Source organism: Paracoccus alcaliphilus (genome assembly GCF_028553725.1).
GTDB classification, from domain to species: Bacteria; Pseudomonadota; Alphaproteobacteria; order Rhodobacterales; family Rhodobacteraceae; genus Paracoccus; species Paracoccus alcaliphilus.
Map to the genome: position 1 here is coordinate 3157113 of NZ_CP067124.1, position 20063 is coordinate 3177175.

At 63.9% G+C, this 20063-nt stretch carries 20 protein-coding genes and 3 pseudogenes; 12 read left to right on the plus strand and 11 right to left on the minus strand.

Annotated elements, in window-relative coordinates:
- Positions 1–51: 51 nt before the first annotated feature.
- Positions 52–1227 (minus strand): elongation factor Tu, encoded by a 1176-nt coding sequence (tuf, locus tag JHW40_RS16360; protein ID WP_090616862.1) that lies wholly within the window; start codon positions 1225–1227, stop codon positions 52–54.
- Between the two features lie 197 nt (positions 1228–1424).
- Between tuf and JHW40_RS16365 the strand changes: the two genes are divergently transcribed.
- Positions 1425–2288, plus strand: a complete 864-nt coding sequence (locus JHW40_RS16365) for a tellurite resistance TerB family protein (RefSeq protein WP_090617907.1) — start codon at positions 1425–1427, stop codon at positions 2286–2288.
- 57 nt (positions 2289–2345) lie between these two features.
- On the opposite strand, the gene parC is transcribed toward JHW40_RS16365, so the two are convergent.
- On the minus strand, positions 2346–4568 hold the full coding sequence (gene parC / locus JHW40_RS16370) for a DNA topoisomerase IV subunit A (RefSeq protein WP_090617909.1): 2223 nt from the start codon (positions 4566–4568) through the stop codon (positions 2346–2348).
- A 137-nt stretch (positions 4569–4705) separates the two neighbouring features.
- Here parC and JHW40_RS16375 point away from each other — a divergent pair, with 137 nt between their 5' ends.
- The 9 genes from JHW40_RS16375 to betC all read left to right on the plus strand — a co-directional run bounded on the left by JHW40_RS16375 (position 4706) and on the right by betC (position 12216).
- Entirely contained in the window at positions 4706–5236 is a 531-nt protein-coding gene (locus JHW40_RS16375) for an SH3 domain-containing protein (RefSeq protein WP_090617910.1), read from the plus strand.
- On the plus strand, positions 5202–6056 hold the full coding sequence (locus JHW40_RS16380; protein ID WP_090617911.1) for an SDR family NAD(P)-dependent oxidoreductase: 855 nt from the start codon (positions 5202–5204) through the stop codon (positions 6054–6056). The genes JHW40_RS16375 and JHW40_RS16380 overlap by 35 nt, the downstream gene beginning before the upstream one ends.
- A gap of 44 nt (positions 6057–6100) precedes the next feature.
- A complete protein-coding gene (locus JHW40_RS16385) occupies positions 6101–6298 on the plus strand; it encodes a twin transmembrane helix small protein (protein WP_090617913.1) in 198 nt (65 codons plus the stop codon).
- 2 nt (positions 6299–6300) lie between these two features.
- Positions 6301–6873, plus strand: coding sequence for a cob(I)yrinic acid a,c-diamide adenosyltransferase (locus tag JHW40_RS16390; protein WP_090617915.1), 573 nt, complete (start codon positions 6301–6303; stop codon positions 6871–6873).
- Positions 6874–6981: 108 nt separating this feature from the next.
- On the plus strand, positions 6982–7740 hold the full coding sequence (locus tag JHW40_RS16395) for an electron transfer flavoprotein subunit beta/FixA family protein (RefSeq protein WP_272849007.1): 759 nt from the start codon (positions 6982–6984) through the stop codon (positions 7738–7740).
- Positions 7740–8666: an electron transfer flavoprotein subunit alpha/FixB family protein gene (locus tag JHW40_RS16400; protein ID WP_090610920.1), complete on the plus strand. Its 927-nt coding sequence runs from the start codon at positions 7740–7742 to the stop codon at positions 8664–8666. The genes JHW40_RS16395 and JHW40_RS16400 overlap by 1 nt, the downstream gene beginning before the upstream one ends.
- 159 nt (positions 8667–8825) lie before the next feature.
- Complete coding sequence (locus JHW40_RS16405) at positions 8826–9701, plus strand: 3-hydroxybutyryl-CoA dehydrogenase (RefSeq protein WP_090610921.1); 876 nt, start codon at positions 8826–8828, stop codon at positions 9699–9701.
- A gap of 89 nt (positions 9702–9790) precedes the next feature.
- Entirely contained in the window at positions 9791–10726 is a 936-nt protein-coding gene (gene choX / locus JHW40_RS16410; protein WP_090610922.1) for a choline ABC transporter substrate-binding protein, read from the plus strand.
- Entirely contained in the window at positions 10723–12216 is a 1494-nt protein-coding gene (betC, locus tag JHW40_RS16415; RefSeq protein WP_090610923.1) for a choline-sulfatase, read from the plus strand. Before choX ends, betC begins: the two co-directional genes overlap by 4 nt.
- Before the next feature lie 37 nt (positions 12217–12253).
- Here betC and JHW40_RS16420 read toward each other — a convergent pair whose 3' ends face one another.
- From JHW40_RS16420 to JHW40_RS16445, 6 genes are all read right to left on the minus strand, one after another.
- Positions 12254–12616: a DUF2852 domain-containing protein gene (locus JHW40_RS16420; RefSeq protein ID WP_244519126.1), complete on the minus strand. Its 363-nt coding sequence runs from the start codon at positions 12614–12616 to the stop codon at positions 12254–12256.
- 117 nt (positions 12617–12733) lie between these two features.
- A complete protein-coding gene (locus JHW40_RS16425) occupies positions 12734–13348 on the minus strand; it encodes a TetR/AcrR family transcriptional regulator (protein WP_244519127.1) in 615 nt (204 codons plus the stop codon).
- Between the two features lie 7 nt (positions 13349–13355).
- On the minus strand, positions 13356–13634 hold the full coding sequence (locus tag JHW40_RS16430; RefSeq protein ID WP_090610926.1) for an HPr family phosphocarrier protein: 279 nt from the start codon (positions 13632–13634) through the stop codon (positions 13356–13358).
- Complete coding sequence (locus tag JHW40_RS16435) at positions 13631–14053, minus strand: PTS sugar transporter subunit IIA (protein WP_090610927.1); 423 nt, start codon at positions 14051–14053, stop codon at positions 13631–13633. The genes JHW40_RS16430 and JHW40_RS16435 overlap by 4 nt, the downstream gene beginning before the upstream one ends.
- A gap of 36 nt (positions 14054–14089) precedes the next feature.
- Complete coding sequence (gene rapZ / locus JHW40_RS16440; protein ID WP_090610928.1) at positions 14090–15061, minus strand: RNase adapter RapZ; 972 nt, start codon at positions 15059–15061, stop codon at positions 14090–14092.
- A gap of 42 nt (positions 15062–15103) precedes the next feature.
- The gene (locus tag JHW40_RS16445; RefSeq protein WP_090610929.1) at positions 15104–15514 is read right to left on the minus strand and encodes an HPr kinase/phosphorylase; all 411 of its coding nucleotides are present in this window, start codon (positions 15512–15514) and stop codon (positions 15104–15106) included.
- Positions 15515–15722: 208 nt separating this feature from the next.
- On the opposite strand from JHW40_RS16445, the gene JHW40_RS16450 reads away from it, so the two are divergent.
- Both JHW40_RS16450 and JHW40_RS16455 read left to right on the plus strand, forming a co-directional pair.
- Positions 15723–17318 carry a phosphoenolpyruvate carboxykinase gene (locus JHW40_RS16450; RefSeq protein ID WP_090610930.1) on the plus strand — a complete coding sequence of 532 codons (1596 nt, stop codon included), beginning with the start codon at positions 15723–15725 and terminating at the stop codon, positions 17316–17318.
- 161 nt (positions 17319–17479) lie between these two features.
- A pseudogene (locus JHW40_RS16455) lies at positions 17480–18014 on the plus strand (transposase); the annotation flags it as partial.
- Between the two features lie 72 nt (positions 18015–18086).
- Here the strand turns inward: JHW40_RS16455 and JHW40_RS16460 are convergent.
- From JHW40_RS16460 to JHW40_RS16470, 3 genes and pseudogenes are all read right to left on the minus strand, one after another.
- Positions 18087–18608: pseudogene (locus JHW40_RS16460) on the minus strand (IS3 family transposase); the annotation flags it as partial.
- A gap of 81 nt (positions 18609–18689) precedes the next feature.
- A pseudogene (locus JHW40_RS16465) lies at positions 18690–18986 on the minus strand (integrase core domain-containing protein); the annotation flags it as partial.
- Positions 18987–19100: 114 nt separating this feature from the next.
- Positions 19101–19883, minus strand: a complete 783-nt coding sequence (locus JHW40_RS16470) for a 3-hydroxybutyrate dehydrogenase (protein WP_090610931.1) — start codon at positions 19881–19883, stop codon at positions 19101–19103.
- Between the last annotated feature and the right edge of the window lie 180 nt (positions 19884–20063).

Genomic DNA, 20063 nt, shown 5'->3' on the forward strand with positions numbered 1-20063 from the left:
CAAAGGGCCGCCCTTTCGGGCGGCCCCTGTCTTAAGCGAATGATGTTGCGATCACTCGATGATCTTCGACACCACGCCGGCGCCAACCGTGCGGCCGCCTTCGCGGATGGCGAAGCGAAGCTTCTCTTCCATCGCGATCGGCGCGATCAGCTCGACCTCGAACTTCAGGTTGTCGCCCGGCATCACCATCTCGGTGCCTTCCGGCAGGTTCACCGTCCCGGTCACGTCCGTCGTGCGGAAGTAGAACTGCGGGCGATAGTTCGCGAAGAACGGCGTGTGGCGGCCGCCTTCTTCCTTGGTCAGGATATAGGCCTCGGCCTCGAACTTCGTGTGCGGCTTCACCGAACCCGGCTTGCACAGAACCTGACCACGCTCGACGCCGTCACGGTCGATGCCGCGCAGCAGCGCGCCGATATTGTCGCCAGCCTCGCCGCGATCCAGCAGCTTGCGGAACATCTCGACGCCGGTGCAGGTGGTCTTGCGGGTGTCGCGGATGCCGACGATTTCAAGCTCGTCGCCCACGTTCACCGCGCCACGCTCGACACGGCCGGTCACCACGGTGCCGCGGCCCGAGATCGAGAACACGTCCTCGATCGGCATCAGGAACGGCAGGTCCACGGCGCGCTCGGGCGTCGGGATGTATTCGTCGACCGCCGCCAGCAGCGCACGGATCGAGTTCTCGCCGATTTCCGGATCACGGCCTTCCAGCGCCGCCAGCGCCGAGCCCTTGATGATCGGAATGTCGTCGCCCGGATAGTCATAGCTGGACAGCAGCTCGCGCACTTCCATCTCGACCAGTTCCAGCAGTTCCTCGTCATCCACCTGATCGACCTTGTTCAGGTAAACCACCATGAAGGGGATGCCGACCTGACGGCCCAGCAGGATGTGTTCGCGCGTTTGCGGCATCGGGCCGTCGGCGGCGTTCACCACCAGAATGGCGCCGTCCATCTGCGCCGCGCCGGTGATCATGTTCTTCACATAGTCGGCGTGGCCCGGGCAGTCCACATGGGCATAGTGGCGCGCGTCGGTCTCGTATTCCACATGCGCCGTCGAGATGGTGATCCCGCGGGCTTTTTCCTCGGGCGCACCGTCGATCTGGTCATACGCCTTGAAATCGCCGAAATACTTCGTGATCGCAGCCGTCAGCGTCGTCTTGCCGTGGTCAACGTGACCAATCGTCCCGATATTGACGTGCGGTTTCGTCCGTTCAAACTTTGCCTTTGCCATGAGGGCCTCCTGATCGCGGGGCATGGCTGACGGCCCCGATTTTGACGTGCGCCGCGATGTATAAGGCGGCAGGGGAAAAATCAAGGGCGCTCGGGCAGGGAAACGGTTACGCTGGCACGGGAACCACGACGCGGCGTCCCACGTTTCTGTCGCGGAACGTCCTGCCGGATCGGCAGCGACAGCAAGAGGATGAAAAGATGAGCCTTGTGAAGACTTTGGGGCGCGTCGCCGCCGGCGTTGTCCTGGCCAAGGGCCTTGGGGCCGCCATGCAGCACCGCCAGCAGCAGACAACCCGATCGGGCAGCGGCCAGCCGGGCGATTCGGGTCAGTCCCGGCAGGGCGGGTTGCTGGGCGAGTTGTTCGGCAACAATCTGGGCCGGGAAGGCGGAGGTCTGGGACAGATTCTGGGCGGCAGCCGCAACAGTGGCGGCGCCACGTCTTATGGCGGGCCGAATTCGCCCGGCGCGCAGGGCGGGCTGGGCGGCATGCTGGACCGGCTGACGCAGCAGACGCGCGGCGGCAGCGGCTCGTCCGGCGGGTTTGGCGATCTGCTGGGCGGATTGCTTGGCGGCGCGGCAGGGGGTGCGGCGGCTGGCGGGCTGGCGCAAAAGGGCGCCCAGCCCAGCAATGACGCCACCTTCGGAGAACTGTTCAACGACGCCGTGTCCCATGATGCCGAGCCCGAGGTGGCACCCACGCCCGAACAGAACGCCGTTGCCGGGCTGATGCTGAAGGCGATGATTCAGGCCGCCAAATCGGATGGCAAGATCGACGATGCCGAAAAGCAGCGCCTGCTGGGCGAGTTGGGCGATCTGGACGAGGACGAACGCCAGTTCATCCGCGAACAGATGGCCGCCCCGGTCGATGCCGAGGCGCTGGCCCGCGAGGTTCCCGAAGGGCTGGAGGCGCAGGTTTATCTGATGTCGCTGATGGCCATCGATCTGGATCACGAGGACGAGGCGCGTTATCTGGATGCGCTGGCCCGTGCGTTGAAGATCGACCGGGCGCAGGCAAATCAGATCCATGACGAAGCCGGGGCCAAGCGGCTTTACAACAGCTGATCCGGGCCGGGCCAGTCAGGTCTTGCAGGGGCGCCGTTCTGCGGCGCCCCTGCTGATTCAGGCAAAGCGGTTGTCGCGGGGGAAGCCGCGCGGGGCCATGCGGCCGGCGCTGGCGCGCTTGCCCAGCCATTCGCTCAGATCCGGCTCGGTCCGGGTCTTGCCGCCACCCATCGGCCAGCTGAGCCCATCAGCCAGCGTCAGACATATCGCGTCGGACAGCCCGCCATCCTTGAACTTCTGCAAGCGGACGCCCTTGCCGCGCGACATTTCGGGCAGCTCGGTCAGCGGGAAGACCAGCAGCTTGCGGTTCTCGCCCACCACCGCGACGTGATCGCCGCTGACCGCGCGGCACAGCAGCGCATCGCCGTTCAGCACCTGCTTGCCGGATTTCGTCTGCGCCAGAATATCGCCCGCCGCCACGACGAACCCGTCGCCGGCCTTCGAGGCGAGCAGATATTTCTCGCCCTCGCGCCAGGGGAAGACCGCGATCACCTCGGCCTCGTTCGGCAGATCGATCATCAGCCGCAGGGGTTCGCCCATACCGCGACCGCCGGGCAGGTTGTTGGCGGGCAGGGTATAGAAGCGGCCATTGCTGGCAAAGACCATCAGCTTGTCGGTGGTTTCCGCATGCAGCGCCAGTCCGGGGCCGTCGCCATCCTTGAATTTCAGCTCTGCGTCCAGCGGCTGATGGCCCTTCATCGCGCGGATCCAGCCCATCTTGGACAGGATCACGGTCAGCGGCTCTCGCTCGATCATCGATTCCAGGTCGATGGGGGCCACATCGGCGGCCTCGGTGATCAGGGTGCGGCGCAGGCCTTCGGGCGTGGATTTGCCAAAGAGGTTGCGCACCTCTTTCAGTTGCTCGGTGACGCGGGCCCATTGCGCGGCTTCGTCGCCCAGCATCGCCTGCAAGGCGTCGCGTTCCTCCAGCAGGCTGTCGCGTTCGGCGCGAAGTTCGATTTCCTCAAGCTTGCGCAGGGCGCGCAGGCGCATGTTCAGGATCGCCTCGACCTGCACATCGTTCAGGCCGAATTCGGCCATCATCACCTTTTTCGGCTCATCCTCGTTGCGGATGATCTCGATCACGCGGTCAAGGTTCAGATAGGCGATCAGATAGCCTTCCAGCACCTCCAGCCGGGCGGCGATCTTTTCCAGCCGGAAATTCGCGCGGCGCAGCAAAACCTCGCGGCGGTGATCCAGAAAGGCGCGCAGCACCTCTTTGAGGCTGCACACCTTGGGCACGCGACCGTCGATCAGCACGTTCATGTTCATGCTGAACCGGATTTCCAGATCGCTGACCCTGAACAGCGCCGCCATCAGCTGCTCGGGATCGACGCTGCGGGTCCTGGGCTCCAGCACGATGCGGACATCCTCGGCGGATTCGTCGCGCACATCGGCAAGGATCGGAATGCGGCGGGTCTGGATCAGTTCGGCCAGACGCTCGATCAGCTTGGATTTCTGCACCTGATAGGGAATTTCAGTGATGACGGTCTGCCACTGGCCGCGGCCCAGATCCTCTTGTTCCCATTTCGCGCGGACCCGGAAGGCCCCCCGCCCGGTGCGATAGATCTCGGCAATCGTTTCGCGGCTTTCGACGATGACGCCGCCGGTCGGGAAATCCGGACCCTGAATGATATTGGCCAAGGTGTCGTCGCGGGCCTCGGGCATCTTGATCAGATGCAGGCAGGCGTCGATCACCTCGTGCAGGTTATGGGGCGGCACATTGGTCGCCATCCCCACCGCGATGCCCGACGCGCCATTGGCCAGCAGGTTCGGGAAGGCCGAGGGCAGGACGATGGGTTCGGTCAGCGTGCCGTCATAGTTCGGGCGGAAATCGACCGCATCCTCGGCCAGTCCGTCCATCAGCGATTCCGAGGTCTGCGCCAGCCGCGCCTCGGTATAACGCGCGGCAGCCGGGTTATCGCCGTCGATATTGCCGAAATTGCCCTGCCCGTTCACCAGCGGATAGCGCATGGCGAAATCCTGCGCCAGCCGCGCCATCGCGTCATAGATCGCGGCATCGCCATGCGGGTGATAGTTGCCCATCACGTCGCCGGTGATCTTGGCCGATTTGCGGAAGGCCCCGTTCGGCACCAGCCGCAGCTCGCGCATCGCATAGAGGATGCGGCGATGCACCGGCTTCAGCCCGTCGCGGGCATCGGGCAACGCGCGGTGCATGATCGTGGACAGCGCATAGGTCAGATACCGTTCACCGATGGCGCGGCTCAGCGGTTCGGACTGGGTGTTCTGTTCGGGGTCGATGGGCGTATCTTCTGACATGCCGCATTGGATAGGCCCGCAGGCGTCGCCGGTCCAGACGGAAATTCCACCAGCGGAACAGCTTTGCCGATCGTGGCGTTGACCGGCTGGCTGCGCTAGACCAGAACGCGTGTGAACGAGGGGGACATTTTCAGGCCATGATTCGACTGTTTCTGTTGATCGTGCTGACATTGGCAGGCTTCGTGCTGCTGCTGAACGCCTTTGGCGATCCGGTCGCGCGTCCGGTGGCCAAGACCCCCGCGCCCGTCACCGAAACCCCGCCCGTCCCGGATGAGGCAACCCTGTCCGAGGCCCTTGGCGAAGGCGCGGGCACCGGCGCCGATGGCACGCCACCCGCCGATCTGGTGCAGGTCACGTCGCAAACGCCCGAACAGATCCAGCGTTTCCCCGGCCCGCCGCTGGAACCATCGCCCGAATATGCCGGGCGCACGCCTCCGCCCGCAGCCGCCGCCCTGCCTGAGGGCGCGCAGGGTCCGTTCATGGTCATCACCGGCAACCGGGTGAACATGCGGGCCGGTCCCTCGACCAGCGATGCGGTGCTGACCGCGCTGGACGGCGGCACCCAGGTCGAGGCGCTGGGTCCGACAGGTGGCGACTGGGTCAATATCCGCACGCCGGGCGGTCAAAGCGGCTATGTCTCGGGGCAGTTCCTGCGGGCGGCGAACTGATTTGGCCGGTCGGGTTCTGATCACCGGCTGCTCGTCCGGCATCGGGCTGGACGCCGCACGCCGGTTGCGCGACGAGGGCTGGCAGGTCATCGCCACCTGCCGCAAGGCGCAGGACATCGCCGCCCGACAGGCCGAGGGCATCGACTGCCTTCATCTGGAACTGGCCGATCCCGACAGCGTGGCGGCACTGGCCGCGCAGGTTCTGGCCGATGGCCCGCTGGACGCGCTGGTCAACAACGCCGCCTTTGCCCTGCCCGGCGCGGTCGAGGATATTCCGCGCGGCGCGTTACGCTCGATCTTCGAGGCCAACCTGTTCGGCACCCATGACCTGACCACGCGGCTGATCCCGCATTTCCGCAAGCGTGGCGGGCGGATCGTCAATATCAGCTCGGTTCTGGGACTGGTCGGCATCCCGTGGCGCGGCCCCTATGTGGCGACGAAATTCGCCCTTGAAGGACTGACCGATGTGCTGCGGCTGGAAATGCAGGGCACGGGCGTTCACGTCATCCTGATCGAGCCCGGCCCGATCGCCAGCCGCATCCGCGAAAACGCCATCCCGCATTTCGAGCGCTGGGTGAACTGGCAGGCCAGCCCGCGCGCCGACGAATACCGCGCCAGCCTGCTGAAACGGCTGTATGAACCATCGGGCAAGGACCGGTTCGAACTGCCGCCCGGCGCCGTCAGCGACCGGATCGTGACGGCACTGACCGCCACCCGCCCTGCCCCGCGCTATTACGTCACCACGCCGACCCGAATCGCCGGAATCGCCCGCAGGCTGATGTCCACACGCGCACTGGACTGGTTCGCCCGACGCAGCTAGGGTCTGGCGAATCGCGATTTCGCGACCGTGAAAGGTGGCCTTGCATGCTGGACAGCCCGCTCTTCGTCATTATCGCGCTGGCGATGCTGGCGGTGCTGGTGATCCTTGCAACCGGCATCGGCGGCTTTGCCCGTGGCGGAGAATTCAACCGCCGCAACGGCAACCGGCTGATGCGGTGGCGGATTATCATGCAGGCCGTCGCCGTGGCGCTGATCCTGCTGCTTGTCTGGCTGAAGGGTTAGCAATGGTTGTCCTGAACAAGATCTATACCCGCACCGGCGACAAGGGCGATACCGCGCTGTCGGATGGCAGCCGCGTCGCCAAGCACGACCCGCGGGTCGAGGCCTATGGCACCGTGGACGAGCTGAACGCGACGCTGGGTCTGTGCCGCCTTCATGCCACAGGCGATCTGGCCGAATGGCTGGCGGTGATCCAGAACGACCTGTTCGATCTGGGCGCCGATCTGTCGCGCCCGAACATGGCGGCGGACGATCAGGCGGGCTATCCAGTGCTGCGCATCATCGACGCGCAGGTCACCCGGCTGGAATCCGAAATCGACGCGATGAACGCCGATCTGCAACCGCTGCGCAGCTTCATCCTGCCCGGGGGCTCGGCGCTCTCGGCCTATCTGCATCTGTCGCGCACCGTCGCCCGCCGGGCCGAGCGTCGCGCGACCGAACTGGCGGCCGGCGGGGATGCGAATCCCGCCGCCATCCGCTATCTGAACCGGCTGTCGGACTGGCTTTTCGTGGCCGCCCGGCAAGCCAATGAAAACGGGACGCAGGACGTCCTGTGGGTCCCCGGGGCCAGCCGTTAGCGCCCGCATTCGCAAACGCAGCGTCGAATGCCGTTTTCGACCTGTGCAAGCCAGCAACCTGCGGCTAACACTGCCCCCGACGAAGTTGTAATCAAGGGAGAGAAGCCGATGAAGGTTCTCGTGCCGGTCAAGCGAGTGATCGACTACAACGTTAAGGCTCGGGTCAAGGCTGATGGGTCCGGTGTCGATCTTGCGAACGTCAAGATGTCGATGAACCCGTTTGACGAGATCGCGGTGGAAGAGGCGATCCGGCTGAAGGAAAAGGGCGTCGCGGAAGAGGTGATCGCGGTTTCCATCGGTGTCAAACAGGCGGCCGAGACGCTGCGCACGGCGCTGGCGATGGGCGCGGACCGGGCGATTCTGGTCGTGGCTGCCGATGACGTACATCAGGATATCGAGCCGCTGGCGGTGGCCAAGATCCTCGCCAAGGTCGTGGAAGCCGAAGCCCCGGGCCTCGTGATCGCCGGCAAGCAGGCGATCGACAACGACATGAACGCCACCGGCCAGATGCTCTCGGCGCTGCTGGGCTGGAGCCAGGCGGCCTTTGCCAGCAAGATCGAGATCGAGGGCGAGGCGGCGAAAGTCACCCGCGAGGTCGATGGCGGGTTGCAGACCATCGAGGTGAAACTGCCCGCCATCGTCACCGCCGATCTGCGCCTGAACGAGCCGCGCTATGCCAGCCTGCCCAACATCATGAAGGCGAAGAAGAAGCCGCTCGATGAAAAGACCGCCGCCGATTACGGCGTCGATGTAAGCCCGCGTCTGGAGATCGTCTCCACCCGCGAGCCCGAGGGCCGCAAGGCCGGCATCAAGGTCGGCTCGGTGGATGAACTGGTCGGCAAACTGAAAGAAGCGGGGGTGATCTGATGGCTGTTCTGCTGCTTGGAGAAGTCACGAATGGCGTGCTGAACCGCGACGCCACGGCGAAGACGGTAGCTGCGGTGACGGCGCTTGGCGAGGTGACGGTGCTCTGCGCCGGGGCCTCGGCGCGCGATGCCGCCACCGAGGCCGCGACGATCGAGGGCGTCGCGAAGGTGCTGGTGGCCGAGGATGCGCGCTATGGCCACCGTCTGGCCGAACCCACAGCCGCGCTGCTGGTCAGCCTTGCGGGCGATTACGACCACATCGTCGCCCCCGCCACGACCGATGCGAAAAACGTCATGCCGCGTGTGGCGGCGCTGCTGGATGCGATGATCATCTCGGACGCCTCGAAAATCGTCGATGCCGAGACGTTCGAGCGCCCGGTCTATGCCGGCAACGCCATCCAGGTGGTGAAATCGCGCGATGCCAAGAAGGTGCTGACCATCCGCGTGGCCAGCTTCGACGCGGCCCCCGATGGCGGCAACGCCCCGGTCTCGGATGCCGCACTGGCCGATGACCCCGCCCTGTCGAAATGGGTGGGCGACGAGGTCGCGGCCTCGGACCGCCCCGAACTGACCTCGGCGGGCCGGGTGGTCTCGGGCGGTCGCGGTGTAGGTTCCAAGGAACAGTTCGCGATCATCGAGGCTTTGGCCGACAAGCTGGGTGCCGCGGTCGGCGCCTCCCGCGCGGCGGTGGACAGCGGTTACGCCCCGAACGACTGGCAGGTCGGCCAGACCGGCAAGGTGGTCGCTCCCGAGCTTTACGTGGCGGTGGGCATCTCTGGCGCCATCCAGCACCTCGCCGGCATGAAGGACAGCAAGGTGATCGTCGCCATCAACAAGGACGAGGAAGCCCCCATCTTCCAGATCGCCGATTACGGCCTCGTCGGTGACCTCTTCACAACCGTCCCGGAACTCACCGAAAAACTCTGACCCCAATCTTTGGTGTCATAAATATCCCGGGGGAGTCGCGCGACCGCGCGACGGGGGCAGCGCCCCTTCCCCGCCAGCCGCCCCCAGCCGGGGGCGGTTTTGCGTTGCAGCCCATGCCCGCCCGCCCTATCGTCGCCACAACGAATATTGGGGGCAAGCATGACGGTTCAGACGGTGGGCGTGATCGGCGCAGGTCAGATGGGCAACGGCATCGCCCATGTTTTTGCCCTGGCAGGCTATGACGTGCTGATGAGCGACATCAGCCAGGAAGCGCTGGACAAGGCGCTGGCACTGATCGACCGCAATCTGGAACGTCAGGTCAGCCGCGACAGGATCAGCGCCGACGAAAAGAAGGCCGCGCTGGGTCGTATCCGCACCACGCTGAAACTGGCCGATCTGGGCCAGACCGATCTGGTGATCGAAGCCGCAACCGAACGCGAGACCGTCAAGCAGGCGATCTTCGAGGATCTGGTCCCGCATCTGAAACCGAATACGATCCTGACCTCGAACACCTCGTCGATCTCGATCACGCGGCTGGCCAGCCGCACCGACCGGCCGGAAAAATTCATGGGCTTCCACTTCATGAACCCGGTCCCGGTGATGCAACTGGTCGAGTTGATCCGCGGCATCGCCACCGATCAGGAAACCTACAGCACCCTGCACAAGGTGGTCGAAAAGCTGGGCAAGACCGCCGCCAGCGCCGAGGATTTCCCCGCCTTCATCGTCAACCGCATCCTGATGCCGATGATCAACGAGGCGGTCTATACCCTCTATGAAGGCGTCGGGAACGTCAAATCCATCGACGAATCGATGAAGCTGGGCGCCAACCATCCGATGGGCCCGCTGGAGCTGGCCGACTTCATCGGGCTGGACACCTGCCTTGCCATCATGAACGTGCTGCATGACGGGCTGGCCGACACCAAATACCGCCCTTGCCCGCTGCTGACGAAATATGTCGAGGCCGGGTGGCTGGGCCGCAAAACCGGGCGCGGTTTCTACGATTATCGCGGCGACACGCCGGTTCCGACGCGCTGATCGCCCCTGGTTGGTCGTTTTCAGACGTGCATTCTGCGGCAAACCGGGTTTGACTGACGGAACAATCAAGAACCCTGCAGGAGGTAACGATGAAGATCCTCACATCCACAGGCGCCGCGCTGCTGCTGTCGGCGCTGGCCCTGCCCGCGCTTGCCGATGATGCCTCAAGCTGCGGCACGGTGCGGTTCTCGGATCCCGGCTGGACCGATATCACCGCGACCAATGGCGTGGCGGCGGTGCTGCTGACGGCGCTTGGCTATACGCCCGACATTCCGACGCTGTCGGTGCCGGTCGGCTATGAGGCGCTGAAGAATGGCCAGACCGATGTGTTTCTGGGCAATTGGCTGCCCGCGCAGCAAAGCTTCCGCGACGATCTGGACGCGCATGGCAGCATCGTCGAACTGGTGCAGAACCTCGAAGGCGCGAAATTCACCCTTGCGGTGAACAAGGCCGGGGCCGATGCGGGCGTCGCCGATTTCGCCGATCTGGACGCGCAGCGGGACGCCTTTGACGGCAAGATCTATGGGATCGAGCCCGGCGCCCCCGCGAACCAGTCGATTCAGGCGATGATCGAAGCCGACGAGTTCGGGCTGGGCGACTGGGAACTGGTCGAAAGCGGCGAACAGGCGATGCTGGCGCAGGTCTCGCGCAGCGGCAGCAGCCCGGTGGTGTTTCTGGCATGGGCACCGCATCCGATGAACGAGGCGATCGAGATCACCTATCTGTCGGGCGGCGACGCGCAGTTCGGACCGGATTTCGGCGGCGCGACCGTTCACACGCTGGCGCGCGAGGAATGGGTCGAGGCCTGCCCCAATGCCGCCAAACTGTTCAGCCAGTTGATCTTTGACGTGCCGATGGAAAACGTGCTGATGGGCAGGATTCTGGATGACGGAATGGACCCTCAGGACGCCGCCAAAGAATGGATAGCCGAAAATCCGGACCGCGTTCAGGGCTGGCTGGATGGCGTCAGCACGCTGGACGGAGAACCCGGCGCCGAGGCAGTACTGGCAGCGGTAGAGAAGTGACAAAACCGGATATTCTGATCCTGATGGCGGATCAACTGTCGGGGGTGCTGTTCCCCGACGGTCCCGCCGATTTTCTGCATGTGCCGAATCTGCGGCGGCTGACCGAACGCTCGACGCGTTTTGCCAATACCTATACCGGCAGCCCGCTTTGCGCGCCGGGGCGGGCCAGCTTCATGTCAGGGCAATTGCCGCGCCGCACCCGAGTTTACGACAATGCGGCTGAATTTGCGTCCGACATCCCGACCTATGCCCATCACCTGCGCCGGGCGGGTTATCAGACCACGCTGTCGGGCAAGATGCATTTCGTCGGCCCCGACCAGTTGCACGGGTTCGAGGAGCGGCTGACGACCGATATCTATCCCGCCGATTTCGGCTGGACCCCGGATTACCGCAAACCGGGAGAGCGGATCGACTGGTGGTATCACAATCTGGGTTCCGTCACCGGCGCGGGCGTGGCCGAGATCACCAACCAGTTGGAATATGACGACGAGGTCGGCTATCACGCCTGCCACAAGCTCTATGATCTGGCGCGCAGCCGCGATCGGCGGCCGTGGTGCCTGACGGTCAGCTTCACCCATCCGCATGATCCCTTCGTGGCCCGGCGCAAATACTGGGATCTGTATGAAGGCATCCCGCAGCTGGAGCCGCCCGAGCCTGTCGCCTATGCCGATCAGGACCCGCATTCGCAGCGGCTGATGGATGCCTGTGACTGGCGCGAATTCGACATCACGCCCGACCATATCCGCCGGGCGCGGCAGGGCTATTTCGCCAATATCAGCTATATCGACGACAAGATCGGCGAAATTCTGGATGTGCTGGACGCCACCGGGCAGGACCCGATCATCCTGTTCTTGTCCGATCATGGCGAGATGCTGGGCGAGCGCGGGCTTTGGTTCAAGATGAGCTTTTTCGAAGGCTCGGCCCGTGTGCCGCTGATGATCAGGGCGCCGGGGATGGAACCGGGGCGCGTCGATCAGCCGGTCAGCACCATCGACGTGTTGCCGACGCTGTGCGATCTGGCCGGGTTGCCGATGGACGAGATCGCCCCCTGGACCGACGGCGTGTCGCTGGCACGTGGGGCGGATCGCGGCCCGGTGCCGATAGAATACGCGGCCGAGGGCAGCATCACCCCGCTGGTTGCGCTGCGCGACGGGCGCTGGAAATATGTGGCCTGCAATGCCGATCCCGAAATGCTGTTCGATCTGGACACCGATCCGGCCGAGCGGCGCAATCTGGCGTGCGATCCCGACCATTCGGTGACGCTTGACCATATGCGGACGCAGGCGCAGCGGCGCTGGGATCTGGACGCCTATGACGCCGAGGTGCGCCAGTCGCAGGCACGGCGCTGGATCGTCTATGAGGCGCTGCGCAACGGGGCCTATTACCCCTGGGACCATCAGCCCCTGCAACGCGCGTCCGAACGCTACATGCGCAACCACATGGATCTGAACGTGCTGGAGGACAACCAGCGCTTCCCCCGCAGCGAATAGGCGAAGGGCCGGTCATCCCGGCCCTTTCCTTCATTCATCACGCCTCGGCCTTGTCGTCGCGTTGCTGCATGAACTGGTCGAATTCCGCCTTGTCCTTGGCCTCGCGCAGTTTTTGCAGGAAACCCACGAAATCGCGGTGCTCATCCTCCAGCCGTTTCAGCGTCTCGCTGCGATAGGCGTCGAAAGCCGAGTTTCCGGTGGGCGCGGCGTAATAGCGCGCGCTGCTGCGTTTGCTGCTGCATCCGAACATGCGTTTACTCCAGATCATATAGGCAAGGACGGCGAGACCCACCGGCCAGAACAGCACGAACCCAAGGACCATCGTCACGATCCATGCGGGCCGCCCGCGCTCATCCAGCCAGTCGCGGGCGCGACCGACCGGGCCGGTGATTCCGGTCATGTGGCATCCCGGCAGATGTTGCGATGCACTGTGCATCAGGAACCTCCATGTTAATGTTAATCACATTTACATAGATGTGCAGAAGCGGCCCGCCCGTCAAGACCCCCTGCGCATTTTTCAGTCGGGGATCATCCCAAGCCCGCGCAGATAGATGATTGCGGCGCTTTCCAGCATCTCGGATGGCTCGATCGAGCTGCGCCCGCCCGGTCGCCCGCGCGAAAACAGCTCGACCACGCCGTGGCTCAGCGCCCAGATGTGGTTGGCGACCATCCGCGCCGGCGGGCGCTGGTCGGGTGGCAGACGTTCGGCCAGAATCCCCGCCGCGCCCAGCAGCACGCCCTGCGCCCGGTTCGAGGCATGGGAAAGCTCTGCATTGCCGGCAATCGAGATGCCGGATTCGAACATTGCCATATAGAACCCCGGCCGTTCGCGCGCGAAATCCAGATAGGCCTGCCCCATCCGCAGGAAGGCCGACAGCGGTTTCGGGCGGCCATCGTCAAAGGCGCGTTCCAGCCGGTCGGCAAATTCCAGAAACCCCTGCCGGGCGACCTCTTGCAGCAGTTCCTCGCGCCCCTTGAAATGGCGATAGGGCGCGGCGGGCGAGACCCCGGCGCGACGCGCGGCCTCGGTCAGCGTAAAGGCCTGCGGTCCCATTTCCTGGATCAGCGCCGAAGTCGCATCGACCAGCGCCTGCCGCAGATTGCCGTGATGATAGGATCTGCGCTCGGCCACAACCGGCCTACATGCCTTCGCCGAAATAATCAGCGACCAGCGCCTGCAAGGCATCGGCCAGCGGCACCGCATCGGGACCGCGGGTCGTGACCTGGATCCGGCTGCCACGCGGGGCGGTCAGCATCAGCAGGCCCATGATCGAATCGCCCGACACGCACAGCCCGTCCTTCGCCACCTCGGCCTGCGCATCGAATTTCTCGACCAGATCGACGAACTTGGCGCTGGCGCGGGCGTGAAGGCCCTTGACGTTGATGATCTGAAGTTCGCGGGTAACGGATGAACTCATCTGGCGTGATTTCCCGAATCAGCGACGGCTTCCAGAGGGACGTTGTACGAGTTGATGTATTTCCGCCCGGCTTCCTTGGCGAATGACACCGCATCGCGCACCGGCAGATGCCGCGACTTGGCCAGCTTGACCAGCATCGGCAGGTTCGCACCGTAAAGAATGGTCCGGTTGTGGAAGGCACAGGCCGGCAGCGACAGGTTCGAGGGCGAGCCGCCGAACAGGTCGGTCACCACCACGACTCCATCACCCCGGTCCACCGAATCTGCGGCGGCCCGGATTTCAGCCGTTTTCGCGGCCCGGTCGTGGTCATCCTCTATCATCACGGCCGCGATCCCGTTCTGGGGACCCACGACATGCTCGACAGCGGACAGATATTCTCGCGCCAAACCACCATGCGCAACGATGACAATTCCGATCAACGCGCTCCACCAAGTCCAAAGGGCCGTTTCATGTCATCACCCTGCTTCCGCGTTGTGCATCCGCGCCTGATCGGGCGGCAGCACATCACCGGAAGAAGACGACGCCATGACACGGCGCTCAAGTTCCCGATGTCTTATTGACACCGGCCAGCCAGCATCTGCAAGCGCAACCGCCATCTTTTCCACCATTGTGACAGAACGGTGTTGCCCTCCGGTACACCCGAAACCGATGGCCAGATGCGATTTCCCCTCCTCGACATGCGCGGGAAGCAGGAAAAGTATCAGATCGCGGATACGACTGGAAAATTCGTCATAGCGGGGGTCGGCGCCCACGAACAACTGCACCTCGGGGTCGCGGCCGTCATGCGCGCGCAGTTCCGGGTCCCAATGGGGATTCGCCAGAAACCGACAGTCGAACATCAGGTCCAGCCCACGCGGCACCCCGCGCTTGTAGGAAAACGAATGCAGCGACACGCTGAGCCGTCGCCGATCCGCCCGGTCGAACCAGTCGCCCAGTTCGGTCTTCAGGTCATGGGGCGACAGTTCCGACGTATCGACCAGCACATCGGCCCGCACCCGGATCGGCGCCAGCATGTCGATCTCGGCCATGATCCCGGCCATGGGAGAGCCCTGCGGCATCAGCGGATGCCGGCGCCGGGTCTCGCTGTAGCGGCGCACCAGCACATCGGCCGCCGCGTCCAGATACAGCACCTCGGGGGCGAAATCGGGATTGCGGGTCAGCATGTCGATCAGTTCGATCACATTCGAGGTCGAGAAATCCCGGTTCCGCACGTCCAGCCCCAAGGCCAGCGGTGCCGGGCGGGGCGTGCCGTCCAGCAGTCGCGGCACCAACGACAGCGGCAGGTTGTCGATGGCCTCGAAGCCCAGATCCTCCAGCACATTGATCGCGGTCGAGCGTCCGGCGCCCGACGGCCCGGTCACAAGCACGACCCGCTGCCCTTCCCTGGGCAACGTCTGCTGGTCGAATTCCGCTGTGTTCTCAGCCATTCCCGGCCCCATACCTTTCCGGCAGGTCACCATTCCGTCCGATCAATCCGCACGACCGAACAACATCATCTGCCGCAATGCAGCATAAAGATGCGGGCGAAAGGGTCCGAAAACAAGGGGCAGCGGCATCCCCAGCAGGTCACGGGTCCGGGACTGTGGCAAACGATCCTCTTCCGCCTGCCCCAGATCGACAACAAGATGCAGGGGCGCCATGTCCAGCGCCCCGGCCCGCAGGATCCCGATCCCACGTGCCTCGATCCGGCCCCGGATCGCCTGCGGGGCCGAGGCCATGACCCGCCCATCCGCCAGCCGCAGATCGGTGCGGTCATCCGCGACCAGCAGCGCCCCCACCGCCATCAGTTCCAGCGCCAATGTGGACTTGCCCGAACCCGACGGCCCAAGGATCAGCAACCCCTGTCCATTCAGTGCCACCGTCGTCGCATGAAGCTGCATCCGCGAATCACCCCTGCCCCCTGTTCGGCCCAAGAATGCCGGATTTGGGTCGCGAAGGCCCACCCGAGCCGTCATGTTTGCGATAACCTTCTATGTTTACGCTAACCGCCCGCCGCCGGCTTCTTCCCTCGTGCCGACCCCGTGCTATAGCCCTGTTCATTGCGTCACAAAGCTGTCGCAGGTCTCTTCAAGTCAGGAGCAATAGCACATGACCACGCGCGTAAACCCGAACTGCCGATTGGAGGATCAGGGAATCGAGGGCCTCGGCCGGGTTTATTACAACCTGCTTGAACCAGCCCTGATGACCGAAGCCGTCGCCCGTGGCGAAGGCAAGCTGGGCCTTGGCGGCACCTTCCTTGTCTCGACCGGCGCCCATACCGGCCGCTCGCCCAAGGACAAGTTCGTCGTCCGCACCCCCGAGGTCGAGGACACGATCTGGTGGGACAACAACAAGCCGATGGACCCCGAGGCCTTCGACCGCCTGCATGCCGACATGCTGGCCCATATGAAGGGCCGCGACTATTTCGTGCAGGACCTGTTCGGCGGCGCCGACCCGGACGAACGCCTTGACGTGCGGCTGGTCACCGAACTGGCGTGGCATGGGCTGTTCATCCGCCATATGCTGCGCCGTCCCGATGCGCAGGAACTGGCGGGCTTCACGCCGGAATTCACCATCATCAACTGCCCCGACTTCAAGGCCGACCCGGAACGCCACGGCTGCCGCAGCGAAACCGTGATCGCGCTGAACTTCGCCAAGAAGCTGATCCTGATCGGCAACACGGCCTATGCGGGCGAGAACAAGAAATCCGTCTTTACCCTGCTGAACTACATCCTGCCGGGCAAGGGCATCATGCCGATGCATTGTTCCGCCAACCACGCCATCGGCAATCCCGACGATTCGGCGATCTTTTTCGGCCTGTCGGGCACCGGCAAGACCACGCTTTCGGCCGATCCCTCGCGCACGCTGATCGGCGATGACGAACACGGCTGGTCCGACAAGGGCATCTTCAACTTCGAGGGTGGCTGCTACGCCAAGACCATCAACCTGTCGGCCAAGGCCGAGCCCGAGATCTTCGCGACCTGCTCGCGCTTCGGCACCGTGATCGAGAACATGGTGTTCAACGAGGACACGCTGGAGCTGGATTTCGAGGACAACTCGATCACCGACAACATGCGCTGCGCCTATCCGCTGGACGCGATCAGCAACGCCTCGGAAACCAGCCTTGCCGGCCATCCGAAGAACGTGATCATGCTGACCTGCGACGCTTACGGCGTGCTGCCGCCCATCGCGCGGCTGACGCCTGCGCAGGCGATGTATCACTTCCTGTCGGGCTTCACCTCGAAGACGCCGGGCACCGAGGTCGGCGTGACCGAGCCGATCCCGACCTTCTCGACCTGCTTCGGCGCCCCCTTCATGCCGCGCCGCCCCGAGGTCTATGGCAAGCTGTTGCAGGACAAGATCGCCCAGCACGGCGCAAGCTGCTGGCTGGTCAATACCGGCTGGACCGGCGGCGCCTTCGGCACCGGCAAGCGGATGCCCATCGCCGCCACCCGCGCCCTGCTGACCGCCGCGCTGGATGGCAGCCTGAACGACGTTCAGTTCCGCAAGGACCCGAATTTCGGCTTCGAGGTTCCGGTCTCGGTGCCGGGTGTCGAGGATCGTCTGCTGGACCCGCGCCAGACCTGGGCCGACGGACCGGCCTATGACGCGCAGGCCGCCAAACTGGTGCAGATGTTCGGCGACAACTTCGCGCAATATCTGGACGCCATCGACGACGAGGTCCGCGCCGCCGCCATCGGGTAGGGCTTCCACGTCAGAAGAACCGAAAAGGCTGCGCAAATCGCGCGGCCTTTTCATATCAGGAATGCAGTACGCCGTAAGAAATTATGATCCAGGTCGTGTTGACAAAAGGGATTCCTGCGATCGTCGACCTGTGATTCAAGGTCGTCTCTACGTGGGAAACGATCTTGGCGCGGAACCTGATATCTGACGATGAGTGGGCCTTTTTCGAGCGGTTCATCCATGCCGTTCGGCATCCGAATGGGCGCAAGCCAGCCAATCATCGTCCTGTTCCGGATGGCATTTTCTGGATCGCCAGAACGCGAGCGCCGTGGCGGGATCTTCCGGAAGGGTTCGGCAAGTGGTCGTCGGTCTGCCGCCAGTTCCGCCGCTGGACACTCGCGGGCCTGTGGGAGGATATCCTGGACGCGCTGAACCATGCGGGGATCGCGCCCGACAAGCTTCATTTGGTCGACAGCACCGTGAGCCGCGCCCATCACCATGCGGCAGGCGCAGTTTGAGGCAAAGAAACGGCCAGTGGACGTTTCGACCCGATAACGAGGACTCCGAAAGAGGCCCTTGGTCGTTCGAGAGCGTCCGTTGGAAAACGATCCACTGGGGGCTGTTGCCTGACCCGCCTCACTCCCGATGCGCAAGAACCACAAGGTGCGCAAGGTTGTGGACATGACCATCCATATGCTGCGCAACATGGTCGAACGTGTCCGTCGTCAGCAAATTTGGCACAAGTCGCGGCGTAGATTCGTGGAGAGCGGTCCGCGTCTGGGGTTGATGTTAAGCGGCGAGCTTGCGGTGCTGCAAACGCCGATGTTCGATGGTCTTTCGTTTGATCCTTTCGTGCTGTTTGATGGTGGTCTCGGCCCTGCCGAAATAGGCATCGGCGGGCGTCACGTTGCTCAAGTTCTCATGGTATCGCCGGTGATTGTAGTGTTCGACGAAGGCCTCGATCCGGGCTTCGAGATCGCCCGGCAGGAAGTAGTTTTCCAGCATGAGGAGGATCAGGATTTGATCCAGTGAATCAAATCCCCGACGAACGATTTTTGAGTGTCTGGTGCCAGCGCTCGATCTTGCCCTGGGTCTGGGATGCAATGGAGCGCCACGCACATGGCTCATGCCTTGCGCCTCGATCCATTCAGCCAGTTCACCGGCGATACAGCTCGGGCCATTATCGCTGAGCAACCGAGGCTTGTGGCGCACATGGGCCTGATCACAGCCTGAAGCACTGAGCGCCAGTTCCAGCGTATCGGTCACATCCTCGGCACGCATGGTGGTGCAGAGTTTCCAGGCGATGATGTAAGGTTTGTGGTAACCGCGAGTAGATTCAGACGGGGTAGTGCCCTGCTCCGGGTTTGCCGGGGGGCTGCTTTTGGTTAGTCGCGCGGCTATGGGTTCAGTTTCCAGAGCGGCGTAGGAATTGGCCTCGGCTTCGGCTGGCTGGATATTCCCGATCGCCTCGAGCAGGCGGCGGTCGTTGAACCAGTCCACCCAGTCGAGGGTCGCGTATTCCACGGCCTCGAAGCTGCGCCAAGATCCGCGACGGCGTATGACCTCGGCCTTGCATAACCCGTCGATTGTCTCCATCAAAGCGTGGTCGTCGCTGTCGCCGACGCTGCCCACCGAGGGTTCGATCCCGGCTTCCGCCAAGCGCTCAGTGTCCCGAATGGACAGGTACCGGGGGATCAAACAACTGGTGCAATTCCACCATCCTTGCTCATCCCCATCTTTGGTGCTCAAATATCCGCGCCGCAGGCACGCCGCCCGCCCCGGGCGGCGTTCGCTCACAGCCCGCTACAGCGCCGTCCATCCGCCATCCGCGCTCAGCGTCGTGCCGGTGATCTGGGCACCCGCGTCGCTGCACAGAAAGACCGCCATGTCGCCCAGTTGCTCGACGGTGACGAACTCCTTGGATGGCTGCCGCTCCAGCATGACCTTCTCGATCACCTCGTCGCGGCTCATGCCGTATTCCTTCATGGTGTCGGGGATCTGCGCCTCGACCAGCGGGGTCAGGACATAGCCCGGGCAGATCGCGTTGCAGGTGATCGGCTCGCGCGCGGTTTCCAGCGCGGTCACCTTGGTGAACCCCACCACCCCGTGCTTGGCCGCGACATAGGCCGATTTGAACGGGCTGGCGGTCAGACCGTGCGCCGAGGCGATATTGATCACCCGCCCCCAGCCCGCCTTGCGCATCAAGGGCAGCGCGACGGCGGTGGTGTGGAAGGCCGAGGACAGGTTGATCGCGATGATCGCGTCCCATTTCTCGACCGGGAAATCCGGGATCGGGGCGACGTGCTGGATACCGGCGTTGTTGACCAGAATATCGCAGGCCCCCGCCTGTTCGATCAGCGAGCGGCATTCATCCCCCCTGGACATGTCGGCCTTGATATAGCGCACCGTCACGCCGTGCTCGGTTGCCAGCTCGGTGGCCAGCGCGTGATCCTCGTCACGATCGGTAAAGCTGTTCAGCACCAGATCGGCGCCCGCGCGGGCCAGCTGATGCGCCACCCCCAGGCCGATACCAGAATTCGATCCAGTCACGATGGCCGTTTTTCCGGTCAGGAATTTCTTGAACATGACACCTCCTCAGGGCTGATCCACTGGCCGGAGGATGGGCAAAAAAAAGCGCCCGCACAAGGCGGGCGCAAGTCATGAGGCAGGTTTCATACAGGCAAGAAACCTATCGAGCAGTAAGGCATTTATACGCCAAGCACCGTCCGAGTCCAAGGCTGATCTTTGGGCGGCCATTGACGCCCG